The 24,166-nt window shown below is 59.8% G+C and carries 22 protein-coding genes and 1 pseudogene; 6 read left to right on the forward strand and 17 right to left on the reverse strand.

Going from position 1 to position 24,166, the window contains the following annotated elements:
* Positions 1-607: 607 nt before the first annotated feature.
* Together ACYASU_RS13875 and ACYASU_RS13880 are read right to left on the reverse strand one after the other, a co-directional pair.
* Positions 608-1,636, reverse strand: a complete 1,029-nt coding sequence (locus tag ACYASU_RS13875) for a LacI family DNA-binding transcriptional regulator (protein WP_463583126.1) — start codon at positions 1,634-1,636, stop codon at positions 608-610.
* Positions 1,637-1,825: 189 nt separating this feature from the next.
* Positions 1,826-2,479, reverse strand: coding sequence for a hypothetical protein (locus ACYASU_RS13880; protein ID WP_463583127.1), 654 nt, complete (start codon positions 2,477-2,479; stop codon positions 1,826-1,828).
* A 424-nt stretch (positions 2,480-2,903) separates the two neighbouring features.
* On the opposite strand from ACYASU_RS13880, the gene ACYASU_RS13885 reads away from it, so the two are divergent.
* Both ACYASU_RS13885 and ACYASU_RS13890 read left to right on the forward strand, forming a co-directional pair.
* Positions 2,904-4,112 carry an MFS transporter gene (locus ACYASU_RS13885; RefSeq protein ID WP_463583128.1) on the forward strand — a complete coding sequence of 403 codons (1,209 nt, stop codon included), beginning with the start codon at positions 2,904-2,906 and terminating at the stop codon, positions 4,110-4,112.
* Between the two features lie 3 nt (positions 4,113-4,115).
* The gene (locus tag ACYASU_RS13890; protein ID WP_463583129.1) at positions 4,116-4,583 is read left to right on the forward strand and encodes a metallophosphoesterase family protein; all 468 of its coding nucleotides are present in this window, start codon (positions 4,116-4,118) and stop codon (positions 4,581-4,583) included.
* Between the two features lie 159 nt (positions 4,584-4,742).
* Here the strand turns inward: ACYASU_RS13890 and ACYASU_RS13895 are convergent, their stop codons facing one another.
* The 4 genes and pseudogenes from ACYASU_RS13895 to ACYASU_RS13910 form a co-directional block, all read right to left on the reverse strand.
* Complete coding sequence (locus ACYASU_RS13895) at positions 4,743-5,534, reverse strand: substrate-binding domain-containing protein (RefSeq protein ID WP_065987573.1); 792 nt, start codon at positions 5,532-5,534, stop codon at positions 4,743-4,745.
* 173 nt (positions 5,535-5,707) lie between these two features.
* Positions 5,708-6,625 (reverse strand): methyl-accepting chemotaxis protein, encoded by a 918-nt coding sequence (locus ACYASU_RS13900; RefSeq protein ID WP_446731163.1) that lies wholly within the window; start codon positions 6,623-6,625, stop codon positions 5,708-5,710.
* Positions 6,611-7,702: pseudogene (locus ACYASU_RS13905) on the reverse strand (methyl-accepting chemotaxis protein); the annotation flags it as partial. The gene ACYASU_RS13900 and the pseudogene ACYASU_RS13905, both read right to left, overlap by 15 nt.
* A gap of 162 nt (positions 7,703-7,864) precedes the next feature.
* A complete protein-coding gene (locus tag ACYASU_RS13910; protein WP_463583130.1) occupies positions 7,865-8,290 on the reverse strand; it encodes a hypothetical protein in 426 nt (141 codons plus the stop codon).
* Positions 8,291-8,588: 298 nt separating this feature from the next.
* On the opposite strand from ACYASU_RS13910, the gene ACYASU_RS13915 reads away from it, so the two are divergent.
* Positions 8,589-9,764 carry an acyltransferase family protein gene (locus tag ACYASU_RS13915; RefSeq protein WP_463583131.1) on the forward strand — a complete coding sequence of 392 codons (1,176 nt, stop codon included), beginning with the start codon at positions 8,589-8,591 and terminating at the stop codon, positions 9,762-9,764.
* 23 nt (positions 9,765-9,787) lie between these two features.
* Here ACYASU_RS13915 and ACYASU_RS13920 read toward each other — a convergent pair whose 3' ends face one another.
* Positions 9,788-11,026, reverse strand: coding sequence for a TIGR03862 family flavoprotein (locus ACYASU_RS13920; RefSeq protein ID WP_463583132.1), 1,239 nt, complete (start codon positions 11,024-11,026; stop codon positions 9,788-9,790).
* 195 nt (positions 11,027-11,221) lie between these two features.
* Complete coding sequence (locus tag ACYASU_RS13925; RefSeq protein ID WP_463583133.1) at positions 11,222-12,139, reverse strand: histone deacetylase family protein; 918 nt, start codon at positions 12,137-12,139, stop codon at positions 11,222-11,224.
* Positions 12,140-12,267: 128 nt separating this feature from the next.
* Here ACYASU_RS13925 and ACYASU_RS13930 point away from each other — a divergent pair, with 128 nt between their 5' ends.
* The 3 genes from ACYASU_RS13930 to ACYASU_RS13940 all read left to right on the forward strand — a co-directional run bounded on the left by ACYASU_RS13930 (position 12,268) and on the right by ACYASU_RS13940 (position 14,425).
* Complete coding sequence (locus tag ACYASU_RS13930) at positions 12,268-12,831, forward strand: GNAT family N-acetyltransferase (protein ID WP_463583134.1); 564 nt, start codon at positions 12,268-12,270, stop codon at positions 12,829-12,831.
* Between the two features lie 128 nt (positions 12,832-12,959).
* Positions 12,960-13,829: an acyl-CoA thioesterase II gene (gene tesB, locus ACYASU_RS13935; RefSeq protein WP_282369735.1), complete on the forward strand. Its 870-nt coding sequence runs from the start codon at positions 12,960-12,962 to the stop codon at positions 13,827-13,829.
* Complete coding sequence (locus ACYASU_RS13940) at positions 13,826-14,425, forward strand: HAD family hydrolase (protein WP_282369733.1); 600 nt, start codon at positions 13,826-13,828, stop codon at positions 14,423-14,425. Before tesB ends, ACYASU_RS13940 begins: the two co-directional genes overlap by 4 nt.
* Before the next feature lie 394 nt (positions 14,426-14,819).
* Here the strand turns inward: ACYASU_RS13940 and ACYASU_RS13945 are convergent, their stop codons facing one another.
* From ACYASU_RS13945 to ACYASU_RS13985, 9 genes are all read right to left on the reverse strand, one after another.
* A complete protein-coding gene (locus tag ACYASU_RS13945) occupies positions 14,820-15,809 on the reverse strand; it encodes an alpha/beta hydrolase (RefSeq protein ID WP_282369731.1) in 990 nt (329 codons plus the stop codon).
* A gap of 4 nt (positions 15,810-15,813) precedes the next feature.
* Positions 15,814-16,707, reverse strand: a complete 894-nt coding sequence (ypfJ, locus tag ACYASU_RS13950; protein WP_282369729.1) for a KPN_02809 family neutral zinc metallopeptidase — start codon at positions 16,705-16,707, stop codon at positions 15,814-15,816.
* A 226-nt stretch (positions 16,708-16,933) separates the two neighbouring features.
* Entirely contained in the window at positions 16,934-17,314 is a 381-nt protein-coding gene (locus ACYASU_RS13955) for a hypothetical protein (RefSeq protein WP_463583135.1), read from the reverse strand.
* 472 nt (positions 17,315-17,786) lie between these two features.
* A complete protein-coding gene (locus ACYASU_RS13960; RefSeq protein WP_192173273.1) occupies positions 17,787-18,146 on the reverse strand; it encodes a hypothetical protein in 360 nt (119 codons plus the stop codon).
* Entirely contained in the window at positions 18,136-19,098 is a 963-nt protein-coding gene (locus ACYASU_RS13965) for a hypothetical protein (RefSeq protein WP_463583136.1), read from the reverse strand. Before ACYASU_RS13965 ends, ACYASU_RS13960 begins: the two co-directional genes overlap by 11 nt.
* Before the next feature lie 9 nt (positions 19,099-19,107).
* On the reverse strand, positions 19,108-19,596 hold the full coding sequence (locus ACYASU_RS13970) for an Hcp family type VI secretion system effector (protein ID WP_463583137.1): 489 nt from the start codon (positions 19,594-19,596) through the stop codon (positions 19,108-19,110).
* 248 nt (positions 19,597-19,844) lie between these two features.
* Positions 19,845-21,137, reverse strand: a complete 1,293-nt coding sequence (locus ACYASU_RS13975; RefSeq protein ID WP_282369720.1) for an MFS transporter — start codon at positions 21,135-21,137, stop codon at positions 19,845-19,847.
* A gap of 378 nt (positions 21,138-21,515) precedes the next feature.
* The gene (gene trmA, locus ACYASU_RS13980) at positions 21,516-22,601 is read right to left on the reverse strand and encodes a tRNA (uridine(54)-C5)-methyltransferase TrmA (protein WP_463583138.1); all 1,086 of its coding nucleotides are present in this window, start codon (positions 22,599-22,601) and stop codon (positions 21,516-21,518) included.
* Positions 22,598-23,890, reverse strand: coding sequence for an NCS2 family permease (locus ACYASU_RS13985; protein ID WP_463583139.1), 1,293 nt, complete (start codon positions 23,888-23,890; stop codon positions 22,598-22,600). The genes trmA and ACYASU_RS13985 overlap by 4 nt, the downstream gene beginning before the upstream one ends.
* Positions 23,891-24,166: the final 276 nt, after the last annotated feature.

Below are 24,166 nucleotides of genomic sequence, written 5' to 3' on the forward strand. Positions count from 1 at the left end.
ATTCGTAGTCTGCGGGTGCATGTTCCTTCTTGCCGAAAACAGACATCCAGCGAAATCAGTATCGGCTAGAAAAGAACGGAACACCTATATCGTGAGCAAGCTCACTCCCACATGAGTACCGTTTGCTTTGCTATAGCGCGGCGGCAGGGCGATTGGCTTTCATCAAGCGCGTCCGGAATCGGTTGGCCAGATCACAGCGCAGGTGTATCTGCCGCCCGATGAATTGTGGGAGCGAGCTTGCTCGCGAAGGCATCGGTGAAACCGCTAAATCACCTTCGCCTGGAATGCCTTCTTCGTGAGCAAGCTCACTCCCACATGAGTACCGTTTGCTTTGCTATAGCGCGGCGGCAGGGCGATTGGCTTTCATCAAGCGCGTCCGGAATCGGTTGGTCGGATCACAACGCAGGTGTATCTGCCGGCCGATGAATTGTGGGAGCGAGCTTGCTCGCGAAGGCTGACTTCCAGCCGCTAGAGGTGCAATGGCTGGACTGACGCTTTCGCGAGCAAGCTCACTCCCACATGGACCGTGTTTGCTGCGCGACATCGCGGCGCATTTGCGGCGGGACGGCTCCCACATGAGCACCGTTCGCTTCGCGATAGCGCGGTGTCAGGACGACTGCCCCCGGCCAACGCCATTCTCCAGCTCGCCGACAATCACCACCTGCGCCTTCGGCAAATGCCGATCCTCGATTCGCTCCATCAGCATTTTCACCGCACTGCTTCCGGCCAGCGAGGCATCGTGGGCGATGCAGGCGATGGGGATGCCAAAGATGTCGGCGAACGGCAGCCGGTCGATACCGCAGATGGCCACGCTGTGGTGGGCGATATCGCGGTCGCGCAGGGCTTTCATGGCGCCCAGCGTTATGAGCTGATTGAAGCCGAAAATGGCGTCTGGTACTGGATGGTCGCGCAGGTAATCCAGCGTGCTTTGGTGCGACGGTTCCAGGGTGTAGTCACCGGCAAACACATCCAGTTGCACCGGCTTGCCGCTCTCGGCAATCGCCGCCTTCACGCCCTTCAGGCGTTCCTCGGAGATCCGCGAATGCGCAGGACCGGTCAGCACCAGCATGCGACGCATCGCCGGGCTCTGCACCAGCAGGTAACGCGCGCCTTTCAGACCGCTGTGATAGTTGTCGAGCACCACATGGCTGAACGGGCTGGCAGGCAGCGCGCGGTCCAGCTGCACCACCGGGATGTCGCCATTGCTCAGCCGGCTCAGATAGACCGGTTGGTACGCCGGCTCGTCCGACACCGGCGACAGCACTATGCCCGCCACGCGATAACTGAGCAGCGTATCCACCGCTTTGGCTTCGAGTTCTTCGGAGCCGTCAGTGTCCACCAGCATGATGGTGTAGCCACGGGTCTTCGCCTCGCGGGAGATCGCCTTGATCATCTCGCTGTAGAACGGGTTGTCCACCGACGCGGTAATGACCCCGATGATCATGCTCTCGCTGCGCTTGAGGCTGCGGGCAAAGGCGTTGGGGACGTAATCGAGTTCTTGCGCCACTTCCAGGATGCGCGCCAGGGTGGCGGGCTTGACCAGATCGGGTTTGTTCAGCGCCCGGGAAACAGTGACAGGCGTCATGTTCACGCGGCGTGCGATGTCGGAAATGGTGACGGGGGTTTTCTTGCTCATGGGCGATTGGCTGCCTGAAATCCGGGACAACCTGCGGGGCAGTCGCATCCCTCCAAAGAGTGCCAAGGCTAGCACGATGGAGGGCGCGAGAGGGATGCCGATGTCGGCGCGCGTCGGCGAACCGACAGCTAAATTATCGGGCGCTGGCTGAGTGCCTGAAGACCCTCCGCCGATGCGCCGACGCCAGGGTCATACGCTGGTTTCCATTGCCTCGGCGACAGCGCGACGTCTGGCTTTGACGGGCACGGAAATCTGCAGTTCGGTGAGCTCATCAAAGCGCGAAAGATCGCGGCGCAGCTCCAGAAAATAGTCCAGGGCGCCGCCCAGGCAAATGCTGTAGGCCAGCAGTTCGACGCCTTCTTCGACGGTGGTTTTCGCCAGCCGCGCGTAGCCGCCCTGAAGGATGCCGTGCCAGAGCGAGCCCATGCCGAAGAGTCGCGAGAAGATCAGCACCAGCAGGCCGGCCATGATGAAGCCGAACGCCGGACGCAGGGAAAAACGGGCGAGCCCCGAGACGACGTCGCGCCACGCGTTCCTGTAACCCAAGGCCTTGTAGAGGCAAGTGCCAGCGGTGAGCAGCGCGGGCCACAGCCAGAAGCTGTGACTGATGGGGTCAAACAACCCGTCCAGCTCACGAATCAGCATGCAGGCGAAGAAGCCGCCAATCAGGATGCCAACGCCACGTTGGCCCGGCTGGCGCGCCGAGAGCCAGAACAGACCGGCGATGATTGCCAGCATCACTTCCTGACTGACCTCGGTAAACGAGGTTTCGAGAATGTTCGTTTTAGCGATAAAGATGTCGATGAACACCATGCCGATACTGAAGAGCGTAAGTGCCAGCATGACGACGAATCGCGTTAATGCTGATTTAACAAGTTGTAGATCGTTATTCACAAGTTTTTCACTGTTGAGCGGGTATTAAGGGCGGGACTCTAAAGAACTTTCCCGGGTTAGCCAAACAGCGGACGAGTTCATTCTTTTAGTTCTTCTTCCACTCAGTAAAAGTCTTTTGTGATAATCGGTATTGCAGTTTTCCAAATCTGCGATTTCGTCTTGGTTATCTCGTCAGTATGGCTCAATCGGGCCTCTGATCCGCGCTGATGGGCGTGACGCATGCAAAGTCAAAGTGTTTAACATGATGATGAATATGTTCACGCATACTTCAAAATTGCCTCAGCATGAACCTCGGTAACGCTCTCAGGTCTACCTTGCCTGGTCTGTATCAGCGACACTGCCAGTCTTGTTTATACCGGTGCCCGGAGCGCTCATGTCCTTGCCTGCTTCCTCTTCTTCTACGCGCGACTTCATCTTTGCCGCCTGCGCGTTACTCATCGCCATGGTCGGCACCACGCTGCCCACGCCGCTCTATGCCCTTTATCAACAACGGCTCGGCTTTGACGCGAGCTGGCTGACGATCATCTTCTCGATCTACGCGGCGGGCGTCATCGCAGCATTGCTGGCGGTCGGCAGTTGGTCCGATCAGTTGGGACGCAAGCCATTGTTGCTGGCAGGGCTGGCGATGGGAGCTATTAGCGCGGTGATCTTTCTGTTCAGCGATTCGATCGGCGGTTTGCTGATCGGACGGCTTTTTTCCGGTTTCAGCGCGGGCATCATGACCGGCACGGCAACTGTCGCCGTCATTGAACTGGCCCCCAAGACCTGGAAGAACGCCACGCTGGTGGCCACGGCCGCCAATATGTTCGGCCTTGGCATCGGGCCTTTGCTGGCCGGCTTTACTTCGCAATTTCTGCCGGATGCGTTGCATCTGGTGTTTTACGTGCACTTGGTAATGCTCGTGCTGGCGACGGTCGGTATCGCGCTGATTCGGGAGACCGTGCAGCGTCCGGCCATTCTGAAACTGGGTATTCAGAAGCCATCGGTTCCAGCCTTAGTGCGCAGCGTGTTTATTTCCGCGTCCATCGCCGGGTTGGCGGGTTTTAGCGTGGCAGGTCTGTTCACCAGCATGGTGCCGTCGGTGATGATTCACGTCATGCACGAGCAGGGCGGGTTGTTGATCGGCGCCGTCATCGGGTTGTTTTTCGTCGCTTCGATCATCGGCCAGGCGTTGCTGCAGGTGCTGCCGAAGGAACGGCATATGACGCTGGGCTGCATGGGATTGATCGCCGGCATGATCTGCCTGGGGCTGAGCATTGCCACCTCGCAGCTGGGTCTGTTGATCGCGGCGGGCCTGGTGGCAGGCATCGGCCAGGGCATGATCCTGCGCGCCGGCATGGGCGCGGTCACCGCCAGCAGCCCGCCTGATCAGAAGGCAGCGGTGACGTCCGCATTCTTTGTGGTGCTTTACGTGTCGATTTCCGTGCCGGTGGTGGCGGTGGGTTTCAGCGTGCGGGTGTTTGGTCTGGAGCATGTGGGCGAGTTCTTCGCCGGACTGGTGGCCGTGGTTGCGTTGCTGGCGATGATCAGCATGAAGCGCGTGCAATCGAAACAGGCTGCCCTGTCGGCATCCGGGAGCTAAACAATGAGCGTAAAGGTCGGCTTGATCTCGGACACCCACGGCCTGTTGCGCCCTCAGGCACTGGAGGCGTTGCAGGGCTGCGATTACCTGATCCACGGCGGCGATATCGGCAAGCCGGAAATTCTCGAAGCGTTGAAGGCCATCGCGTCACTGACGGTGGTGCGAGGCAACAACGACACCGATGACGCCTGGGCGTGCGACGTGCCTTATGAAGCAGTTTTGCGTGTCGGTGATGTAGCGATTTACACCACCCACATCCTGGCCGATGTGCCGAAATCATTGCCAGATGAGGTGCGCGTCGTGGTCACCGGCCACTCCCACCGGCCCTTGCAGCAGATGCGCGATGGCGTGCTGTTCATCAACCCGGGCAGCGCCGGACCGCGACGGTTCAAACTGCCGATCACGGTTGGCGTGCTGCACATTGAGGGTGATGACGTGCGCGGTGAGTTGATCGAGCTGGCGCTCACATAAGCCCATCCACTGCGCTTACGACGCAGTCCAGTGTGAGAGTGAGGTTGCTTACGAAGACGATCTTCCCTCCACCAAATATCTAGCGGATGTAATGGCCTCTTCGCTAGCAAGCCCGCTCCCACAGGTCATCCGCCAACTGAAGGATCTGCGGCATCCTCGTTACTTCGCGATCGGGTCCAGGCCGCTGGCTTTAATGGCCGGCGCGGCTGCCGAAGAACTCAGAAACTCCAGAAATTGTTTGGCCTGTTCAGGGTGTTTGCTCTGGGTTACGACGCCGGCGGAGTAGAGGGTCATCTGCTGCGCCTGGTCGGGGATCAGGCCGATGATGTCGATGCCGTCCACCGGCTTGAGCTCGCTCAGCTGTTGAAACCCAATTTCAGCGTCTCCACGCGCAACGACTTCACCGACGGGCTCGGCGGGAATCATGCGGCTTTTGCTCTGAATGCGATCGGCGATGTGCATCTGGCTAAACAACACGCGGGACAGGTAAACGCCGCTGGCGCTGTCCGAATAGGCGATGCTTTTTGTGTCCAGCAGGGTCTGCTTGAAGGCTTCCATGGTGCTGATGTCAGGGTGCGGCGCACCATGACGTACGGCCATGGCGATGTAGGATTTGCCCAGATCGACTCGGGTTTTCGGATCAACCTTGCCGTCCTTGATCAACTTGTCCAGCGCCGCACCCACCATCAACACCACGTCCGCCGGCTCGTGGCGGGCCAGTCGGTTTGGAATCGCCTGGGGCGTCGCGCCCATCGATGGGGCTACCTCGCCTTGCAGCTTTACGCCGGCGCGCTGTTCGTAGTCGGGGGCAACAGCCTTGAACGCACCCATGATCCCACCGGAACTCAGGACGATCAGTTGAACGGGGGCAGGTGCCGTGGCGGCGTGGGAAAAAGCGACTGGAACGAGGGAGAGGGCGGCACTGAGGAGGTAAGGCAACATTCTTTTCATGGAGATAAACCCGGCGTTGGAGATGAATATGACGAAATAAAACAGCGCGGGCAGTATGTGGCAATTGTGAGATCAGTAAATCCCTTTCTTGCCGATACGCCTGCGCGTTTCGTCTTCAACCCCTTGCAGTGCCTGCGCCGGGCGGCTTTTCGCCCGACGCGGATAAAGCCGGTTTACACCTTGAAGTGGCTGACCAACATCTGCAGCTGGTTGCCCAGGCGGGCGAGTTCGACGCTGGACGCGGCGGTTTCTTCGCTGGCGGCGGCGGTCTGTTCTGACACGTCGCGCACGTTGACGATGCTGCGGCTGATCTCTTCGGCCACCGAGCTTTGCTGCTCGGCAGCGGCGGCGATCTGCTGGTTCATGGCCTGGATGTTCGACACCGTCTGGGTAATGCTTTCCAGCGAGGTACCGGCCTTGCGGGTCAGGGCAACGGAGCTGTCAGTCAGGTTGCGGCTGCTGAGCATGATCTCAGAGACCTGGCGCGTTCCGTTTTGCAGCGCGGCGACGAGGCCTTCGATCTCTTCAGTGGATTGCTGGGTGCGTTGCGCCAGGCCACGGACCTCGTCGGCGACCACGGCAAAACCGCGACCGGCTTCACCGGCCCGTGCGGCCTCGATGGCAGCGTTGAGGGCCAGCAGGTTGGTCTGCTCGGCGACGGCCTTGATCACGTCCATGACCTTGCCGATCTTGTCGCTTTCCTGTTCCAGCACGGTCATCGCGTCGGTGGAGCGAACCACCTCAGTGGCCAGCTTCTCGATCTGGACGATCGCTTCACCCACCACTTTGTCGCCTTCCCGTGCCTGCTTGTCAGCGGCGGAAGCGGCGACCGATGCTTGCTCGGCGTTGCGCGCCACCTCATGAACAGTGGCCGACATTTCGTGCATCGCGGTGGCGACCTGGTCGGTTTCCACTTTCTGGCTGTTGACCCCGGCGCTGGTCTGTTCGGTCACGGCCGACAGCTCCTCGGCAGCGCTGGCAATCTGCGTGACGCTGTCACGGATGCCGCCGATCAATTCGCGCAGCGTGGCGCCCATGCGCTGGATGCCCATTTGCAGAACGCCCAGTTCATCTTTGCGGGTCACGACCATGTCGTGGGACAAATCGCCCGACGCAATGCGGTCTACCACGGCCAGTGTCTGTTGAAGCGGACGGGTGATCTGACGGGTAATGATGATCGCCGCCAGCGTACCGAGGATCAGCGCCAGGAGCGTGCCGGCCAATTGCAGGGTGCGGGCTTGCTGGCTGTCGGCCTGGCCGAGGGTGATCTGCAAGTCATTCAGTTGCTGGGCCAATTTGACAATGGCGCTTCCTTCCTCGGTCATCTCGGCGCGCGTCGTGTTGATCGTGTCCGTGGCGACCTTGAATCCCTGCACCGATTGGCGATAGCCGTTCAGAGCCGCTTCCAGCTGCTTCAGACGTTCGCCCTGAGTGCCGCCAAACATGGCGTTGAGCGGAGCGAGGCCGTCAATGGCGCTGGTCAGTTGGCGCATGGCCGTGTCTTCGGTTTTTGCCGAGACACTGGCGGTGTAGCCGCGCACTTCATAGCGCACCAGCATCACGTCTTCGCGGGCTTTGATGACGGCCTGGTACTGCTCGAAACGGCGTTCGTCCGTCGGGTCGAGTTTCATTACGTCGTCGTTGATCGCGGCGATCAGGTCGGCCGCCTTCATGGCGTCAACGCCCATGTCGGCGCGAACCTTGGCGCTCGCCTGATAGGCCTCGCGCATTTTGCTCAGTGAGGTCTCATAAGCGGCGATCTGCTCGCCCAACGCCTTGATGGGCGCGACGTTCAGTGGATTGCTGAAGGTTTTCTGCAGAAATTGCTGCTGCGCCTTGAAGCTTTCGAGCGCAGTCTGCACGGTCTGCGCAGCGGCTTCGTCGCCATTGCTGAGCATGTACTGCAGCCGCGTAATCCGAAGGTCGGTCAGCTTCTGGCTGAGTTTGGTGATGTCGGCAACGCGGTCGCTGCGATAGGTCATATTGCCCAGGCTGTTCCAGCCCACCAGGGCCAGCAGGGCAGTCAGTACAAGCACGACACCGAAACCGAGGGCCAGCTTCATGTTGACGCTAATGTTCGCGAACCAGCTGTTCATTCCATTTCTCCAGATCCGTAAATATTTGAAATCGTCAGCTGGAGGGTTTTTGTTATGGAGCCAGCAAAACATTCATGTGTACGAATGTATCGGCAGATTCGCGAGAATCTGAAACCGATGTCGGAATTGTCCGACAGTCGTGTGCGAGCGGAGGTATAGGCAGGAGAAAAAACGCGGGGCCCAGAAACAATCAAGCCCGGCATAGGCCGGGCTGGGGGAGAAGCAGGGTGTCGATCAGCTCAGGCGGCTGGCACCGACGTGGTCTGCACCGTCAGCGGCAATACGACCCAGCTGGGTGTGCGACGAACCGTTTTCAGCAACGCGATTTGCACCAACGCGATCAGCGCCATCGGCAGCAACACGGTTTGCACCAACGCGATCAGCGCCATCGGCAGCAACGCGGTTTGCACCGACGCGGTCGGCACCGTCAGCAGCAACACGGTTTGCACCAACGCGGTCAGCGCCGTCAGCAGCAACGCGATTTGCACCAACGCGGTTAGCGCCGTCAGCAGCAACACGATTGATGTTGGTGTGGGAAGAGCCGTTTTCAGCAACGATTGGCGCGTTTACAAATGGGCTGGCATCAACAGCGGTGAGGGCGAACGCGCTGGTTGCCAGTACAGAGAAGGCCAGGCTAAGAATCAGTGTGTTGGTTTTCATGGGAGTTGCTCCAGTACGTTTGATGAGTGGGTGACTCGGTATGGAGCTGATGTTACTCGCCGCAAAATTAATCAGAACTCAATACGATTGGTAGCGAACATTGTCGGCGTTGATAGTTGATTCACCGATGGCTTGCCCCGCTGCTCGTCAAACGCTGGCGTCAATCTTTGCGCTGTCCTTTGTACCGGACATGAAATATTTCAACTGTTGATAAGTCCACCATCCCCCTACCGTGTAAAGGCCGCGAGACCTCGCTGCCGCCGCGGGCGTTTTCTCACTCAGGACGGGACGTTGGGCCATGGGATCAGTTCAGCGATTCACCACGCTAGATAGTTTCAGGGGCGTTTTCGCGTTGTTGGTGGTCTTCTATCACCTGCACGTGGTGGGCGCTTTCATCGAGCTGCCGTTTTTTCGCAGAGCGGACATCCTGCTCAACTTCTTCTTCGTGCTCAGCGGTTTTGTCCTGGCCCACTCCTATGGGCTGAAGCCGCAATTCGGCTTCAAGCGTTTCGTCATCTCGCGCCTGTTCCGCCTGTACCCGCTGCACGTCGTGATGCTGCTGGTGTTTATCCTCTTCGAAGGGGTGCGCTGGGCGGCCTGGAAGAAAGGCTTCACCTTGAACAACGTGCCGTTCACCGGGCTCTTCGCCCCGTCGGAGATCCTGCCCAATCTGCTGCTGGTGCAAGCCTGGACGACGCTCACCGAAACCATGTCATTCAACTACCCGTCGTGGAGCATCAGCATCGAGTTCTATATCTACATGCTCTTCGGCGGGCTGTGCCTGCTCTCACTGAGAAGCCGCTTTCTGATGTTTGCCTGCGTGGCCGTCGTCGCATTCACGATGATCTTCACCGAAAACGAACCGCTGGTCTGGCGCGCGATGCTGGGTTTGTCCTGCTTCTTCGCGGGCAATATCACGTACCTCGCCTACCTGTTGGTTCGCGACCGATTCCTGCCGGTGCGCTGGCTGATGACGGTGCTCGAAGTGGCGCTCACGTGCACAACGTACTGGATGGTGATGAACGACTACAGCGACCGCTCGCCTATTGCCAGTCTGACGTTCTGCGTGTTGGTGCTGGTGTTCGCATTCGAAGCCGGGCTGGTATCGACGTTCCTGAAAACCGCCGTGTTCAGGCTGTTGGGCAAGTTGTCGTACTCCATCTACATGACCCACGCTGCGCTGCTGTTTTGCCTGTCGACGATGTTCATCGTGGCGCAGAAGCTCACCGGCCGCGATCTGTCGCCGATGATCAACGGCCAGCGTTTCATGGACACAGGTTCCGAGCTGGGCAACAACGCGCTGGTGGTTGCCGTCACCCTCGCAGCGATCGGCCTGGCTGCTCTGGCTCATAAGTACATCGAGCTGAAGGGCGTCGAGTTGGGCAAGTGGGTTACCGGAGCCTCGAACGGCAAAGCGCCGGTCAAGCGGGGTATTGGCGGTGGCCTGGAGCCGCAGGTTGATCGCGCGGCGTGAATCCCCTTTGGTTGCGCTGAGCCTTAACTGCGGCGCAACCAGTCAACCATTCCCAGCCCTGCCGCGCGGCCGCTGGCGAAGCAGGCGGTCAGCAGATAGCCGCCGGTGGGCGCTTCCCAGTCGAGCATCTCGCCGGCGCAGAAGACGCCGGGCAGCGACGGGATCATCAGGTGCTCGTTCAGTGCTTGGAATTTCACTCCGCCTGCCGTGCTGATGGCCTCATCCAGCGGTCGCAGCGTGATCAGTGTCAGCGGCAAGGCCTTGATCGCACGCGCAAGCAGGGCCGGATCAGCGAATGTCGCAGCGGGGGTAAGCTCACGTAACAGCGCCGCTTTCACCCCGTCGAGGCCCAGCTGGCTGTGCAGATGCTTGGACATCGAGCGGGAACCGCGGGGTTTGCTCAGGGCCTTTTGCACCTCGGCAACGCTTTTGCCGGGCAGCAGATCAATCTCGACCGTGGCCGACCCCGACTGATTGATCGCCTCACGGATCTGCGCGGACAAAGCGTAAACGAGGCTGCCCTCGACACCGCCCTGAGTGACCACGCATTCCCCCAGCCGCAGGGTTTGCCCCTGCAGGCCCATCGCGATGTTCTTCAGCGGCGCGCCGGCGAATTTGCTGCGCAGCAGTTCGCTCCAGGCCGAGACTTCGAACCCGCAATTGGCGGCTTGCAGCGGCGCGACGTTGACCCCGCGTTGTTCAAGCAGCGGTACCCACGCACCGTCCGAACCCAGCCGCGACCAGCTTGCTCCGCCCAACGCCAGCAGCGTGGCGGCAGGGTTCAGGGCGACTTCACCTTCGGGACCGTCGACTCGCAACGTATTGTCGGCATTCCACCCCAGCCACCGATGACGGGTGTGGATAACGACGCCGGACTCGCGCAGTCGCTTGAGCCAGGCGCGCAGCAGCGGCGCGGCCTTCATATCGGTGGGGAACACACGCCCGGAACTGCCGACGAACGTCTGGATGCCCAGGCCGTGAATCCACTCGCACAGCGCCTGGGCGCCGAAGCTGCGCAGCAAGGGCGCGATTACCGCAGCGCGTTCGGCGTAGCGGGCAACGAACGCAGGGGACGGCTCGGAGTGGGTGATGTTCATGCCGCCGACGCCCGCCAGCAGAAACTTGCGCCCGACCGAGGGCATGGCGTCGTAGAGATCCACCTTGAAACCGGCGTGGCCCAGCACTTCAGCGGCCATCAGGCCGGCAGGGCCGCCGCCGATGATGGCGACTGTCTGGGAGCTTGAGGTGGCGGTTGACGTCATGGCTAAGCGGACACCGGTTGGGTAGGGGGCGCGCATTCTACGCGAGCTTCGTGAAACGCGGCCAGCCTGTGGAAAACTTATCGATCAAAAAACGTACAGTGCGCGCGTGCCCCAGTGATATCAGGGGATCACGCCCTTGCACTCAGGTTATCCACAGGCGGTTCCACAGGGGATGTGGGTAAGTGATGTCATCACTCAAAGCCCGCGCTCTATCCACACCCGCTGCGCACTGTGGTGCAGAATCCCGTGCCGTCGAGCAAGTGCTTGCCGGTCCTTGCTGTAGCCACCGCCAATCACGCCCATCACCGGAATGTCCCGGCCCAGGCAATGACGCATCACCGCCTCGTCGCGGCGGGCAACCCCCGCATCGGTCAGCTGCAAATACCCCAGCGCATCGTCCTTGTGCACATCCACGCCGGCGTCGTATAGCACCAGATCGGGCTGATACAGCGGCAGCAGATAATTGAGCGTGTCGTCGACCACCTTCAGGTAGTCGTCGTCACCCATGCCCATCGGCAGCGGAATGTCCCAGTCACTTTGGGCCTTGCGCGCAGGGAAGTTCTTTTCGCAGTGCAGCGAGACCGTGATCGCGTCATCGGTGTGTTCGAGAATCCGCGCAGTGCCGTCACCCTGGTGCACGTCGCAGTCAAAAATCAGCACCCGGTCGACGCGTCCGCTTTGCAGCAGGTACTGACTGATGATCGCCAGGTCGTTGAAGATGCAAAACCCGGCCGGGTAATCGTAATGGGCATGGTGAGTGCCGCCGGCAAGGTGACAGGCCAGTCCGTGTTGCAGGGCGAGTTCCGCTGTCAGCAAAGAGCCACCTACCGCGCGTACCGTACGTCGGGCCAGATCCTCGGTCCAGGGCAGGCCAAGGCGACGTTGATCTTCCCGCGCCAGCGCGCCTTCCATATAACGGCTGATGTAACCGGGGTCATGGGCCAGCGCGAGGATGTCCGTTGGGCAGACCTGCGGACGAAACAATTGAGCATCTGTGGTCAGGCCGGTGTCGATAAGGTGGTCGCGCAGAAGCCGGAACTTGTCCATCGGGAAGCGATGGTCGGGCGGAAAGTCCGGGCTGTAGTCTTCGTGGTAAATGAGGGGCAGGGGCATGGTGAGCACGCGTCTGGTTCGAAGGGGAATCTTGCCAGTTCTGACGATCACCGCACAGCGATTTGCCTGGGCGGGGAGATCGCCAGCCGGCGGGCATTTTGAGAGGCGAGGCAACAGGGAGACGATCGATGGAGCCGATTCTTGAGCTCAACAGCGCACGCTTGTTGATGCGTCAATGGCGAGATGATGATTTGCCAGCCTTCGCGAAGATGTGCGCCGATCCACAAGTGATGCGCTACTTTCCGCAGCCCTTGAGCCGCATGGAAAGCGCCAAGCTGATCGGCCGAGTGCGCGGGCATTTTGCCGAGTATGGTTTCGGCTTCTGGGCCCTTGAACGCAGGGACACCGGTGAATTCATCGGCTTCACCGGCCTGGCCGTGGTGGGCTTCGAAGCAGGATTTACGCCAGCGGTAGAGATCGGCTGGCGCCTGGCCCGCGAGCATTGGGGCCTGGGTTATGCCAGCGAAGCCGCCTGGACGGTCCTTGGCTGCGGATTCGAGCACCTGGACATGGACGAAATCGTGGCATTTGCGGCGGTCAATAATCTGCCCTCGCAGAAGGTCATGCAGGCCATCGGCATGCGCACCGATCCGGCTGACAACTTCGATCATCCGAAATTGCCCAACGGCCATCCACTCAGGCCCCACGTGTTGTATCGCATCAACCGGGCGGGCTGGTTGGCGACGCTTTAAACAGCTGCGGGAATCGGGCTACAAACCTCTGTATCATTTCGTCCCACTTCCATATGCGCCGGCCTACGGCGCCCATGGCCTGATTGATGCGATGACGGTTGGCGAGACGACCGTGTGAGGAACCCTGAATGAGTCACGTGCTGGATGATCTGGTGTCGCTGTTGAGTCTGGAGCCGATCGAAGAAAACCTCTTCCGCGGACGCAGCCAGGACCTTGGATTTCGCCAGCTGTTTGGCGGTCAGGTACTGGGTCAGTCGCTGTCGGCGGCGAGCAAGACGGTTGAAGACGCGCGCCATGTGCATTCGCTGCATGGCTATTTCCTGCGCCCCGGCGACGCGCACTTGCCCGTGGTGTATCAGGTGGACCGGGTCCGCGACGGCGGCAGTTTCAGCACGCGCCGGGTGACGGCCATTCAGAAAGGCCATCCGATTTTCACCTGCAGCGCCTCGTTTCAGTACGACGAAGAAGGCTTCGAGCACCAGACCCAGATGCCGCACGTGGTCGGCCCGGAAAACCTGCCGTCGGAGCTTGAATTGATGCGTCAGCGCGAGCACCTGATTCCCGAGCACATGAAGGACAAACTGCTGTGCCCCAAGCCCATCGAATTCCGGCCAGTCACCGAGTCTGATCCCTACAACCCGAAGCCTGCTGACCCGGTGAAATACATCTGGTTTCGCGCCGACGGCACCCTGCCCGACATCCCCGCCCTGCACCGCTACATGCTCGCTTACGCGTCGGACTTCAACCTGCTGACCACGTCGTTGCTGCCCCACGGCAAGACGGTCTGGCAGAAAGACATGCAGATCGCCAGCCTGGATCACTCGCTGTGGTTCCACGGTGAACTGCGCGCTGACGACTGGCTGCTTTACGCCATGGACAGCCCATGGGCCGGTAATTCGCGCGGGTTCTCCCGAGGTAGCGTATTCAATCGCGAGGGCAAGCTTGTGGCGTCGGTCAGTCAGGAAGGTTTGATTCGCCACCGTAAGGATTGGTCATGAGCCTCAATCAAGTACGCCACTGGGTATTCGACATGGACGGTACGCTGACCGTTGCTGCCCATGATTTTCCGGCGATCAAGCGTGCGCTGGATATCCCGCAGGAGGACGACATTCTCGGGCACCTTGCGGCATTGCCGGCGGATGTTGCGGCGGCTAAACATGCCTGGCTGCTGGAGCACGAGCGCGCGTTGGCGATTGAATCCAAACCCGCGACAGGTGCTGTTGAGTTGGTGAGGGAGCTGGCAGGGCGGGGTTATCGCCTAGGCATTCTGACCCGCAACGCCCGCGAGCTTGCCCACGTGACGCTGGAGGCCATCGGCATCGCGGACTGCTTTGCGGTGGACGATGTGCTCGGCCGTGACGAGGCCGCGCCCAAACCCGATCCGGGTGGCCTGCTGAAGCTCGCGAGCGCCTGGAACGTGCAGCCGTCGGAAATGGTGATGGTGGGTGACTATCAGTTCGACCTGGCCTGTGGTCGAGCGGCCGGGGCCCGGACGGTGCTGGTCAATCTCCCGGAAAACCCGTGGCCGGAATTGACCGACTGGCATGCGGAGGATTGTGTGGCGTTACGGGCGATGATTGGCGCAAAGAGCTGATTCCACCCTTCTGGCAGGACCGGCTTCAGCCGGGAACGCGTCCGGCAATTCACCACAAAATTGATGGTGTACAGACCGGCCTGTTCCCGGCTAAAGCCGGTCCTACGTAGTGCCGCGTCTAGACAGTAGGACCGGCGGCTGTGTTCATTTGTAGGACCGGCTTCAGCCGGGAAGGCGTCTGGCGCTACACCGCAACATTGACGCTGCACATGCTGGCCTCTTCCCGGCTAAAGCAGGTCCTACATAATGCCGCGTCTAGACAGTAGGACCGGCGGCTGCGTTCATTTGTAGGACCGGCTTCAGCCGGGAAGGCGTCTGGCGCTACACCGCAACATTGACGCTGCACATGCTGGCCTCTTCCCGGCCGAAACCAGTCCTACCAAACGCGCGGATATCAATTGGCCTTGAACAACGCCGTCTGCCCTTCAGGCGAAGTGAAGATCGCGTCGCCGTTGTGCCCGACGTTTTTCACTTCCACCAGACGCTGATTCAAGCCTTCCGGGTGGCGCTTGGTCAGGTAATCGAAATAGTTGTGACCACGGGCAAGACGCTGAGGCCCCTGAGCTTCCGCGCCACAATCCTTGTCCAGCGCCGGGTGCTCCGGATCGGTGTCCAGCTCGCCCAACAGATAAGTAATGTCCCGCTTCACGTATGCGGCCTCAAGCTCGGCCGGTGTTTCCTTGCCGGCATAGGCGGGTAGCTTGTTCAGACCGTACTTCCAGGTGTCGAAAGTCGGGCAGCTTGCCGCGTCGACCGGCACAGGCCGCGTCGCGTCGAAATACGCATACGAAGACGGATTGGCGATCACGTAGCGCAGCTTGATGCCTTCCTTCTTCAGCAAGGCATCTTCCTTGCCACCAATCATCGCGTAGCGCTGCACAACCTGCGCACCGCCGGAATGGCCCGCGATCACGATTTCCTTCAGGTTGGGGAACAGCTTACTGTCGCTCAGACGCTTGAGGATGTGATCGATGACCACAAAGGAGCTGACCGGCTTGGGGCCCAGTGACTTCTCGCCCGCCATCCAGTCATTGGTGTGCCAGCGAAGTACCGACTCAGGCAGGCGGTGTTCTGCGATGTCCTTTTCGTCGAGAAACTGCGGCGCAATCAGCAGGGTTTTCGATCGCTGCCTGGACTGGTTGGCTGCGCGCTCGACACTGCGCAGGTAGGTTTGCGCGTTACGCAGCCGACCGTGGAAAACAATGACCACCCGCTGGACCTGCGGGCTGGGACGAACCCAGTTCTGACTCAGGCCGAGGGTGGCCTGGGTCGTTCCGTTGATCTGCAGCCGGTCGGGGCTGATGGCTTTAACCGCCTGATCCGCCGCATGAGCATTGAGGCTCATCAGGGTGCCCAACAACAGGATCGAAAGCGGTTTCATCATGTGATCAGAGGCTCTTGGCGGCGAACGTATCGCATTGGTTGATTTGTCCCTGGGCAAAACCTGTCTTGAACCAGCGGACCCGCTGGGCAGAAGTGCCGTGGGTAAACGAGTCCGGCACGACCCGGCCCTGACCCTGTTGCTGCAAGCGGTCGTCGCCAATGGCGTTGGCGGCGTTCAGCGCCTCTTCAATATCACCCGGCTCCAGCCAGTTCAAACGCTTTTGTGCGTTGTTGGCCCAAACGCCTGCCAGGCAGTCAGCTTGCAGCTCCTGACGCACCAGCAAACCGTTGTCACCTTCCATTTTCATGCCGCGTTGGCGGGCGGCGTCAACTTTAGCCGAAACCCCCAATAAGGTCTGCACATGATGGCCAACTTCGTGAGCAATCACGTACGCCTGAGCGAAATCTCCCGCCGCCTTGAAACGCTGACTCATCTCACGGAAAAACTCCATGTCCAGGTACACGCGCTGGTCAGCCGGGCAATAGAACGGGCCGCTCGCCGAAGACGCCGAGCCGCACGCCGATTGCACCCGGCCACTGAACAGAATCAGGGTCGGCGCCTTGTACTGGCTCCCCATTTGCTGGAACACCTGCTGCCACGTGTCCTCGGTGTCGCCCAGGATCGCGCGCACGAAGTCGGCCTGCTCGTCATTGGCCGGTGGCGCCTGGCGCGTTTGCGGATTGACCGCTGCGGTCTGCTCCGAACCCATCTGGCCGGTAATCTCGCCCAGAATTCGCATCGGGTCCTGCCCGGTCAGCAGACCGATCGCGACAATGATCACGATCCCGCCAAGCCCCAGACCCTTGCCGCCAATGCGCATCCCGCCGCCACCGCCACCCCCGGAATCGCCGCGTGCGTCCACGACGTTGTCACTGCGACGTCCTTTTTTCCATAGCATGGGGGAATCCTCTTTTGGTCGTGTGGGAAGTGTAGACGGCGGGCGTACGACGTCTGGTCTGCTGGACTAAGAGAGGAGGGGAGGGGGAATAGTTCGCGAATCGGTTCTTCAGACGTATTGCTCACCTGCAGAGCTGCTTGGTGGGGCGTGGCAGCTTGGAACCTTATTTGTGTTTTTCAACCTGCGGAGAAGTAGACCCATGTCAGGGCAGCGCCCTTTGAGTGCGTTAATGAGGCGCGCGAAAATAGTAGAGCAGTCCGCTACTCACGCCGATGAGAATCATCGAGCCATAAATTATCCGCACTCCCCACAGCAGTCGGGGAGGCAGTTTGAGAAGTTTTTGCCTGGGAATGCGCTCCTGCCTCCAGAAGATTTCAGGTGCGACTGCGACCAGCATTACAAAGGTTTCCCTCATTCTTCGTCCGAAAAGGCTGTCTCCGTAGAAATCTCTGTTCAATGAAAACATTTCAATATCGCATAGGTAGTTTTCGATTTTTTCCAAGTTGATGTAGAAGAAGATGTAGTAGCCGGCGAGATGCAAGGCCGTGATCACTGTCAAAATGAGTGCCAGTAGTCCGGTAGGGATATCTACCATTACTGCGCCCATTCATAGAGATATTCGTCGGTCATTTCTTTCACTTCTCTCACTGTGCTGTGATAAAGGCATAAAGCCCGATCATGCATGCAAATACTGTATTTAGATTGATGTAGAGCCAGAGTATCCAGACCCTTAAATCTGGTGGCACTCTTAAGTTTGCATCTTTTGAAATATCTCCACGGAGGTACATCAAATTCGGAAAAGTAAGGACGACAGTCACCATGTTCATACGCATCTGTCTTCCGATAATGCCGTCGCCCCACATCCTTCGAGCATCAGATATGCATCTGCAGTCATTCAGATAGCTTTCAATTATTACTATCTTTCTGCAGCAAAAAATTGTCATCGTCAAGATGGTCGCAAACATCCAAAAGGACATTGCCAGTGAAAGTAGGCCGATTAAGTAGTGCATTGGTGAAGCAGCTCCAAATTTCTTCCCTAATGAGGGTCAAAAGGTCTCGCAGAGCACTGTCAAGCTTGTTCAGTCTAGGGAGAAATAAACCCAAGCTAAAGCGGCGCCGTTTGCATACGAGAAAAAATAGAGCGCCTGAAGTTGAAGCCTGAGCGCCGAAGACAACCGCTTATCTGCATCGGGAGGTATCTCACCCCGCCTGCACATAAGCTTATGCATGATGATAATCATCGCTAATCCATTCAGCCTCATCTGCCTGCCAATGAGGCCCCCGCCCCACACGCTTTTGTTCCACTGCACGAGTTTTACGTCTGATAGCAGTTCCTCCATGGCGGTTAACTTATTTAGCTGGAAGTAAATCATTATGATGATATTGACGAATATGCTTCCAAACACCGCCATCACCCACCAGACTTTCTCAATCATCATTAGTGTGCGGGCTCCATTCATAAAGTTTGGTTCCTATGAACTCTCCGCTTTTCTCACCTGCCAACCCACCTCCATACCCTCCAGCAACTGCGCCCACGATCAAACAGGCAAGTGCCACCGGGCCGCTTGTTGGACCCAATACCGCGAAGCATGCAGTAGCCGCCGCTGTGCCACCTAGCGTTCCGCCTAAGGAGCCGCCGCTGACATTGCCCACCAGTTTCACGCCTTCGACGAATTTCGCTCGCGTGCAAATATCCTCCCTTCCGGTCGAGCAGGCTTCCTTAATCTCAAGCGCGGTAGATGCTAAGTTCAGCCCGATCCCAATTGCTGTCCCATGCTTCAACAACTTCGCCACCTTGGCGATCTTCCCGACCCGCGCCGCATATCCCTGGATCTCACCTGTGTGCAGATAACTCTTGGTCGACAACCCCAGCATCTTCTTAAGCGGGCCCTTTTTCCGTAGCCCGGTACCCCAGCGAGCAATGCCTTCCAGTTGCTTATCAAGCGTGGCAAACAGCGCTCGTCGTTGGTTGATGAATTCCTGCCGGGCAATGGGTGTTCCGCGCGCCAGCGACAGTTTGTAAAGCCGCTCGATCTCTTCCAGAGTTTTCTTCACCCCCTCCAGGTGCTTGCCCCAACTCCCGGTGGCAGCGCCAATATCCAGCGATCCATAACTGAGCATGTTCTGCAGCAGGTCATAGTTCTCGATGAGCTGGCTGCCCGCGCCTTTCACTTGCCGATGGACGTTCCGAGCGAGGTTCATTAGCTCTGTCTCTTCCGCCGTCAGAATGCCGGTCGAACCGTCGCTGACAATCACCAGTTGGCCCGGCATCACCACAACGTTTCGAATGTGCGCGTTAAGCACATCGAACTTCGCACGCCCGCTCACCCGTGCCTTGAGTGTGAAATAGGTCTGTATGCGGTCATTGATAAACACATATGGCTTGGACATGTGCTGTCCTCAACTAAAGCGCTTGTTGGCGATGCGGTCCCAGCCGCCGGTGACGTTGCCGGCTGCCGCCCCGTCGCTGCGTTTCTGCTGGGTGTACAGAATGCGAACGCGGCCGAAGTTGATTTGCACGTGTTCCAGGGGCTCGCCGCTTTCACCGCTTTGGCTGAAGTCAGAAATGATCACTTCTTCGAGGCGCACTTCGTAGTACTTCAACTTGTCTCCACCGGCCCGGTACAGACACAAGGTCAGGTCCTTGATGTGCGTGCCCGCGCAGCTGGCCTCAAACAACGCAGCGCTGGATTTGTCCAGGCGTTTGCTGAAGCTGAAGTCGCTGAGGCTGGCCCGTCCTGAGCCTGCGCCGCCGTTCGAGCTGGCGGTGGCGGAGGTGCTTTGGCTGACGCCGAAGTCGTAGGCCACAATTTCGATCCAGCCCTTGTTGCGCTCATCCAGCGACTCGCCGTCGATCCCGTCCAGCTTGATGAATCCGTCAAACGCCATATGTTTCGTCCTTGCTGAGTTCTGGTCCAGCAAGGATAGGGAGCATATTCGTGGCTTTGAAGCGCCAAGAGGGGGGGCAAAAGTACGATTCGGATCGGTCCTACGCAGGCGCCATAGGCCGTCCTACGGAAGATTCCGTAACGGGTAATATTCGCCGCAGTAGTCGTTTAAAAGTGATGGGGAAGTGGCCGTATTCGCGTGGCGCGCAGAGGGTACGCGCCGACAGCAAATACCCGAGAGGGCTTACATCAAACCCGCGCTGTCTGCTTCTCGGTGGTTTCGATCGGCGAGGCGTCGGCAAAGTGGTTGACCTGGCGCAAGGCCTTGAAACCCACCATCCAGGCGCCCACAACACCCAGCGTGCAAAGCCCGCCGATGATCGCGGCGGGCACGGCCCCCCAAAGCGCTGCGCTGCTGCCGGCGCGGAATTCGCCCAGTTCGTTGGACGAGCCAATGAACAACATATTCACGGCGTTTACCCGCCCGCGCATGTCGTCCGGCGTTGAGAATTGCACCAGTGTGGAGCGAATGTAGACGCTGACCATGTCCGCCGCACCGGCGATCATCAACGCCAGCAGCGACAGCCAGAACAGCGTCGACAGGGCGAACACCAGATTGGCGATACCGAACACCGCGACGGCGATGAACATGACCAGACCGACGTGTCGATCAAAAGGCCGGAAGCTCAGGTACAGGCCGGTGCTGACCTCCCCCAGACTCATCGCACTGCGCAGCGCGCCCAGCCCTTGTGGCCCCAGGTGCAGCACTTCGTGGGCATAAATCGGCAGCAGCGCCACGACGCCACCGAGCAGCACGGCGAACAGGTCGAGGGAAATGGTGCCAAGGATGATCGGCCGCGATCGAATGAACGCGATGCCGGCGGTGAAGCGCTTCCAGGCCGTGGACTCGAGGATCTGCTTCTTCCCGGCATAGAGCACCGGCACGCGGATCAGCAACAGCACGCCAGCGATGAAGCTGGCCATGCACACCGAGTAGGTCAATCCGCCGCCGCCCGCTGCATATAAACCGCCGCCGACCAGAGGCCCGGCGATGGTGGCAATGCGCATGATCATGCTGTTGGTGGCGATAGCCGAGGCGAGTTTTTCGCGGGGGACGACTTGCGGCAGCAGGCTCTGCAACGCCGGCCCGGTAAAGGCGCGGGCGCAGCCGAACAGGGCGAGGGTGGCGTAAATCAGCCGCGTGTCCTGATGGTGGGTGACCGAGAACAGCATCAGCATCAGGCTGCACACCGCTTGCACCGACCAACTGATGGTCAGGATCATCTTGCGATCATAGCGGTCGATCAGATCGCCGGCCGGCATCAACAACAGCAGCATGGGAATGAACTGCGCCAGGCCCACATACGCCAGGGAGATCGGGCTGCGGGTCATGTCGTAGACCTGCCAGGCGACCACGACCGCCTGAATTTGCATGGCGAAAACGGCAGCGAGACGCGCGGTCAGGAAGGCGAAAAAGCCGGGCAGCCGCAGGGCGCTTTTAGCGGAGGATTCAGAAGACGGGGCGGGCGATTCGGAGCTCAAGGCTAGGCATCCATCGAAGCGAGAGACGGCCGAGAGTTATACACCGGTCTGGCGCAGTTCGCCGCTAGCTGTCAGGAATTTAATGATGGGTGGTTAGGGATATGCTGCGTGCGCATGAGAAAGCGGCGGCGGATCGAGTAGGAGTGCGCTGGGCCCAAGCCCCATTGGGAAGATCACTTTTGTTCATCCGGCCCATTCTTAACCACTGCCAAATGAACTGTGGGAGCGAGCTTGCTCGCGAATAGGTCGGTACATCCGCCAAATCTTCAGCGGACCGCACGCGGTCTTCGTGAGCAAGCTCACTCCCACTGGGACTTTATTAAACGCCCGATATCGCGGGATCTGGAAGACCGGGGGATATCCTAAAGTACCTAAGGTTTACCGGCGAACCAGCAAAACCCCCGACTCCATGTGATGGGTATACGGGAACTGATCAAACAGCGCGCAGCGCTCGACCCGGTGGGTGTCGTGCAGCTGGGCGATGTTCGCGGCCAGGGTCTCCGGGTTGCACGAGATGTACAGAATGCGCTCGAAACGCCGCGTCAGCTCGCAGGTGTCCGGGTCCATGCCGGCGCGGGGTGGGTCGACGAACACGCTGCCGAAGTCGTAGCTCTTCAGATCGACGCCGGCCAGACGACGGAACGGGCGCACCTCATTCAGCGCTTCGGTCAGCTCTTCCGCCGAAAGGCGCACCAGCGACACATTATCCACACAGTTGTCCGCCAGGTTACTCAGCGCCGCGTTGACCGAGGTCTTGCTGATCTCGGTCGCCAGCACCTTGCGCACGCGGGTCGCCAACGGCAGCGTAAAGTTGCCGTTGCCGCAATACAGCTCCAGCAAATCATCGTCGCGGTCGCCCAGCGCGTCATACGCCCAGCTCAGCATTTTCTGGTTCACCGTGCCGTTGGGCTGGGTGAACGCGCCCTCCGGCTGGCGATAACTGAAGGTCCGGCCGGCGACTTCCAGCTGTTCGGTCACGTAATCGCGACCGATCACCAGACGCTGCCCCTTCGAACGGCCGATCACGCTCACCTTCAGATCAGCCGCCAATTGCTCGGCCTCGACTTGCCAGGCTTCATCCAGCGGGCGGTGATAGCACAGCGTGATCATGCCGTCGCCGGCCAGCGTGGTCAGAAAGTCCACCTGAAACAGCTTGTGATTGAGCGTCTTGCTGGCTTCCCAGCGATCCCGCAGCACCGGCATCAGCGCGTTGATCTGCTGGCTGGCGATGGGGAAATCGTTGATCAGAATCGGCGTGTGCTTGTCGCCCGGCGCGAACATGGCGTAGTGACGCTTGCCATCGTCGCGCCACAGGCGGAACTCGGCGCGCAGGCGATAGTGCTCGCGCGGCGAGTCGAAAACCTGAGGTTCCGGCGCCTCGAAAGGCGCCAGCAGCTCGCGCAGGCGCGCGGCCTTTTCATCGAGCTGAGCGGTGTAGTTTGCAGGGTCGAACGTAGAACTCATGGATAAAAGCCCAGCTTGATCACGAACAGAATCGACAGCACGACCAGTGCCGAATTCAGCTCACGGCCCCGGCCCGACAACAGCTTGATCACGGTCCAGGAAATGAAGCCAAAGGCGATGCCGTTGGCGATCGAATAGGTGAACGGCATGGCCAGCGCGGTGATCACCACCGGTGCCGCTTCAGTGATGTCATCCCAGTTGATTTCGGCAAGGCCGGAGGTCATCAACACGGCCACGAACAGCAGGGCCGGGGCGGTGGCGAATGCCGGAACGCTGCCGGCCAGCGGTGCGAAAAACAGCGCCAGCAGAAACAGCACGGCAACCACAACGGCCGTCAGACCGGTCCGGCCACCGGCGCTGACGCCCGCCGCCGATTCGATGTAACTGGTGGTGGTCGACGTGCCCAGCAGAGAGCCCGCCATCGCGGCGGTGCTGTCGGCGATCAGCGCACGGCCCATTTTCGGCATGTGGCCGTCCTTGCCCATCAGCCCCGCGCGCTTGGCGACGCCGATCAGGGTGCCGGAGTTGTCGAACAGGTCGACGAACAGGAAGGAGAAAATCACGCTGACCAGACCGATGTTCAGTGCGCCGGGAATGTCCAGCTGCAGGAAGGTCGGCGCCAGTGAAGGCGGCATCGACACCACGCCGCCAAACGGCGAGAAGCCCATTACGATCGAGATGATGGTCACGGCCAGAATGCCGATCAGCACGGCGCCCCGCACTTTCAAAGCCTCCAGCGCCACGATCAGCGCGAAGCCCAGGGCGGCAAGGATCGGTGCCGGTTTGGCCAGATCACCCAGGCCGACCATGGTGGCCGGGTTGCTCACGACGATTTCAGCGTTGTGCAGCGCAATCAGCGCCAGGAACAGGCCGATGCCGGCCGCGATGGCTGAGCGCAACGGCAGCGGGATGCTGTTGATGATCCATTCGCGGATGCGGAAGATCGACAGCACGAAAAACATGACCGCGGAAATGAACACCGCGCCCAGCGCCACCTGCCAGGTGTGGCCCATGTGCAGCACAACGGTGTAGGTGAAGAAGGCGTTCAGGCCCATGCCCGGCGCGAGCGCAATCGGGTAGTTGGCGATCAGGCCCATCACGGTGGAACCGATGGCCGCGGCCAGACAGGTGGCGACGAAGATCGCGCCCTTGTCCATGCCGGTTTCGCCAAGGATGCTCGGGTTCACGAACAGGATGTAGGCCATGGCCAGAAAGGTCGTGACCCCGGCCAGAATTTCGGTGCGCACATTGGTGTTATGTGCCCTGAGTTGAAACAACCGCTCCAGCATTTAAGGCTCCCCGGTGACGCTCCGCGTCATTTATGTAGTCGACTGAAACAGCAAAGCACTGCTCACCGAAACGGCTTGCACAAATTCTGCCAGTTGCAAAAAGCCGCGCATCATACCAGCAGCTCCGGGCGATGGGGCCTGGCGCTTGTCGCCGGATTGCAAATGTCCGGATCGGCCTTGCGCCAGGCCGGCGCTACGCTGCGTCAAAACGCCCGTCATAAACCCTGAACGTTTCCGAAACCACACAAGTCGTACCCCTTAAGACGCAGATCACTG

The organism is Pseudomonas sp. HP_12, from assembly GCF_055283955.1.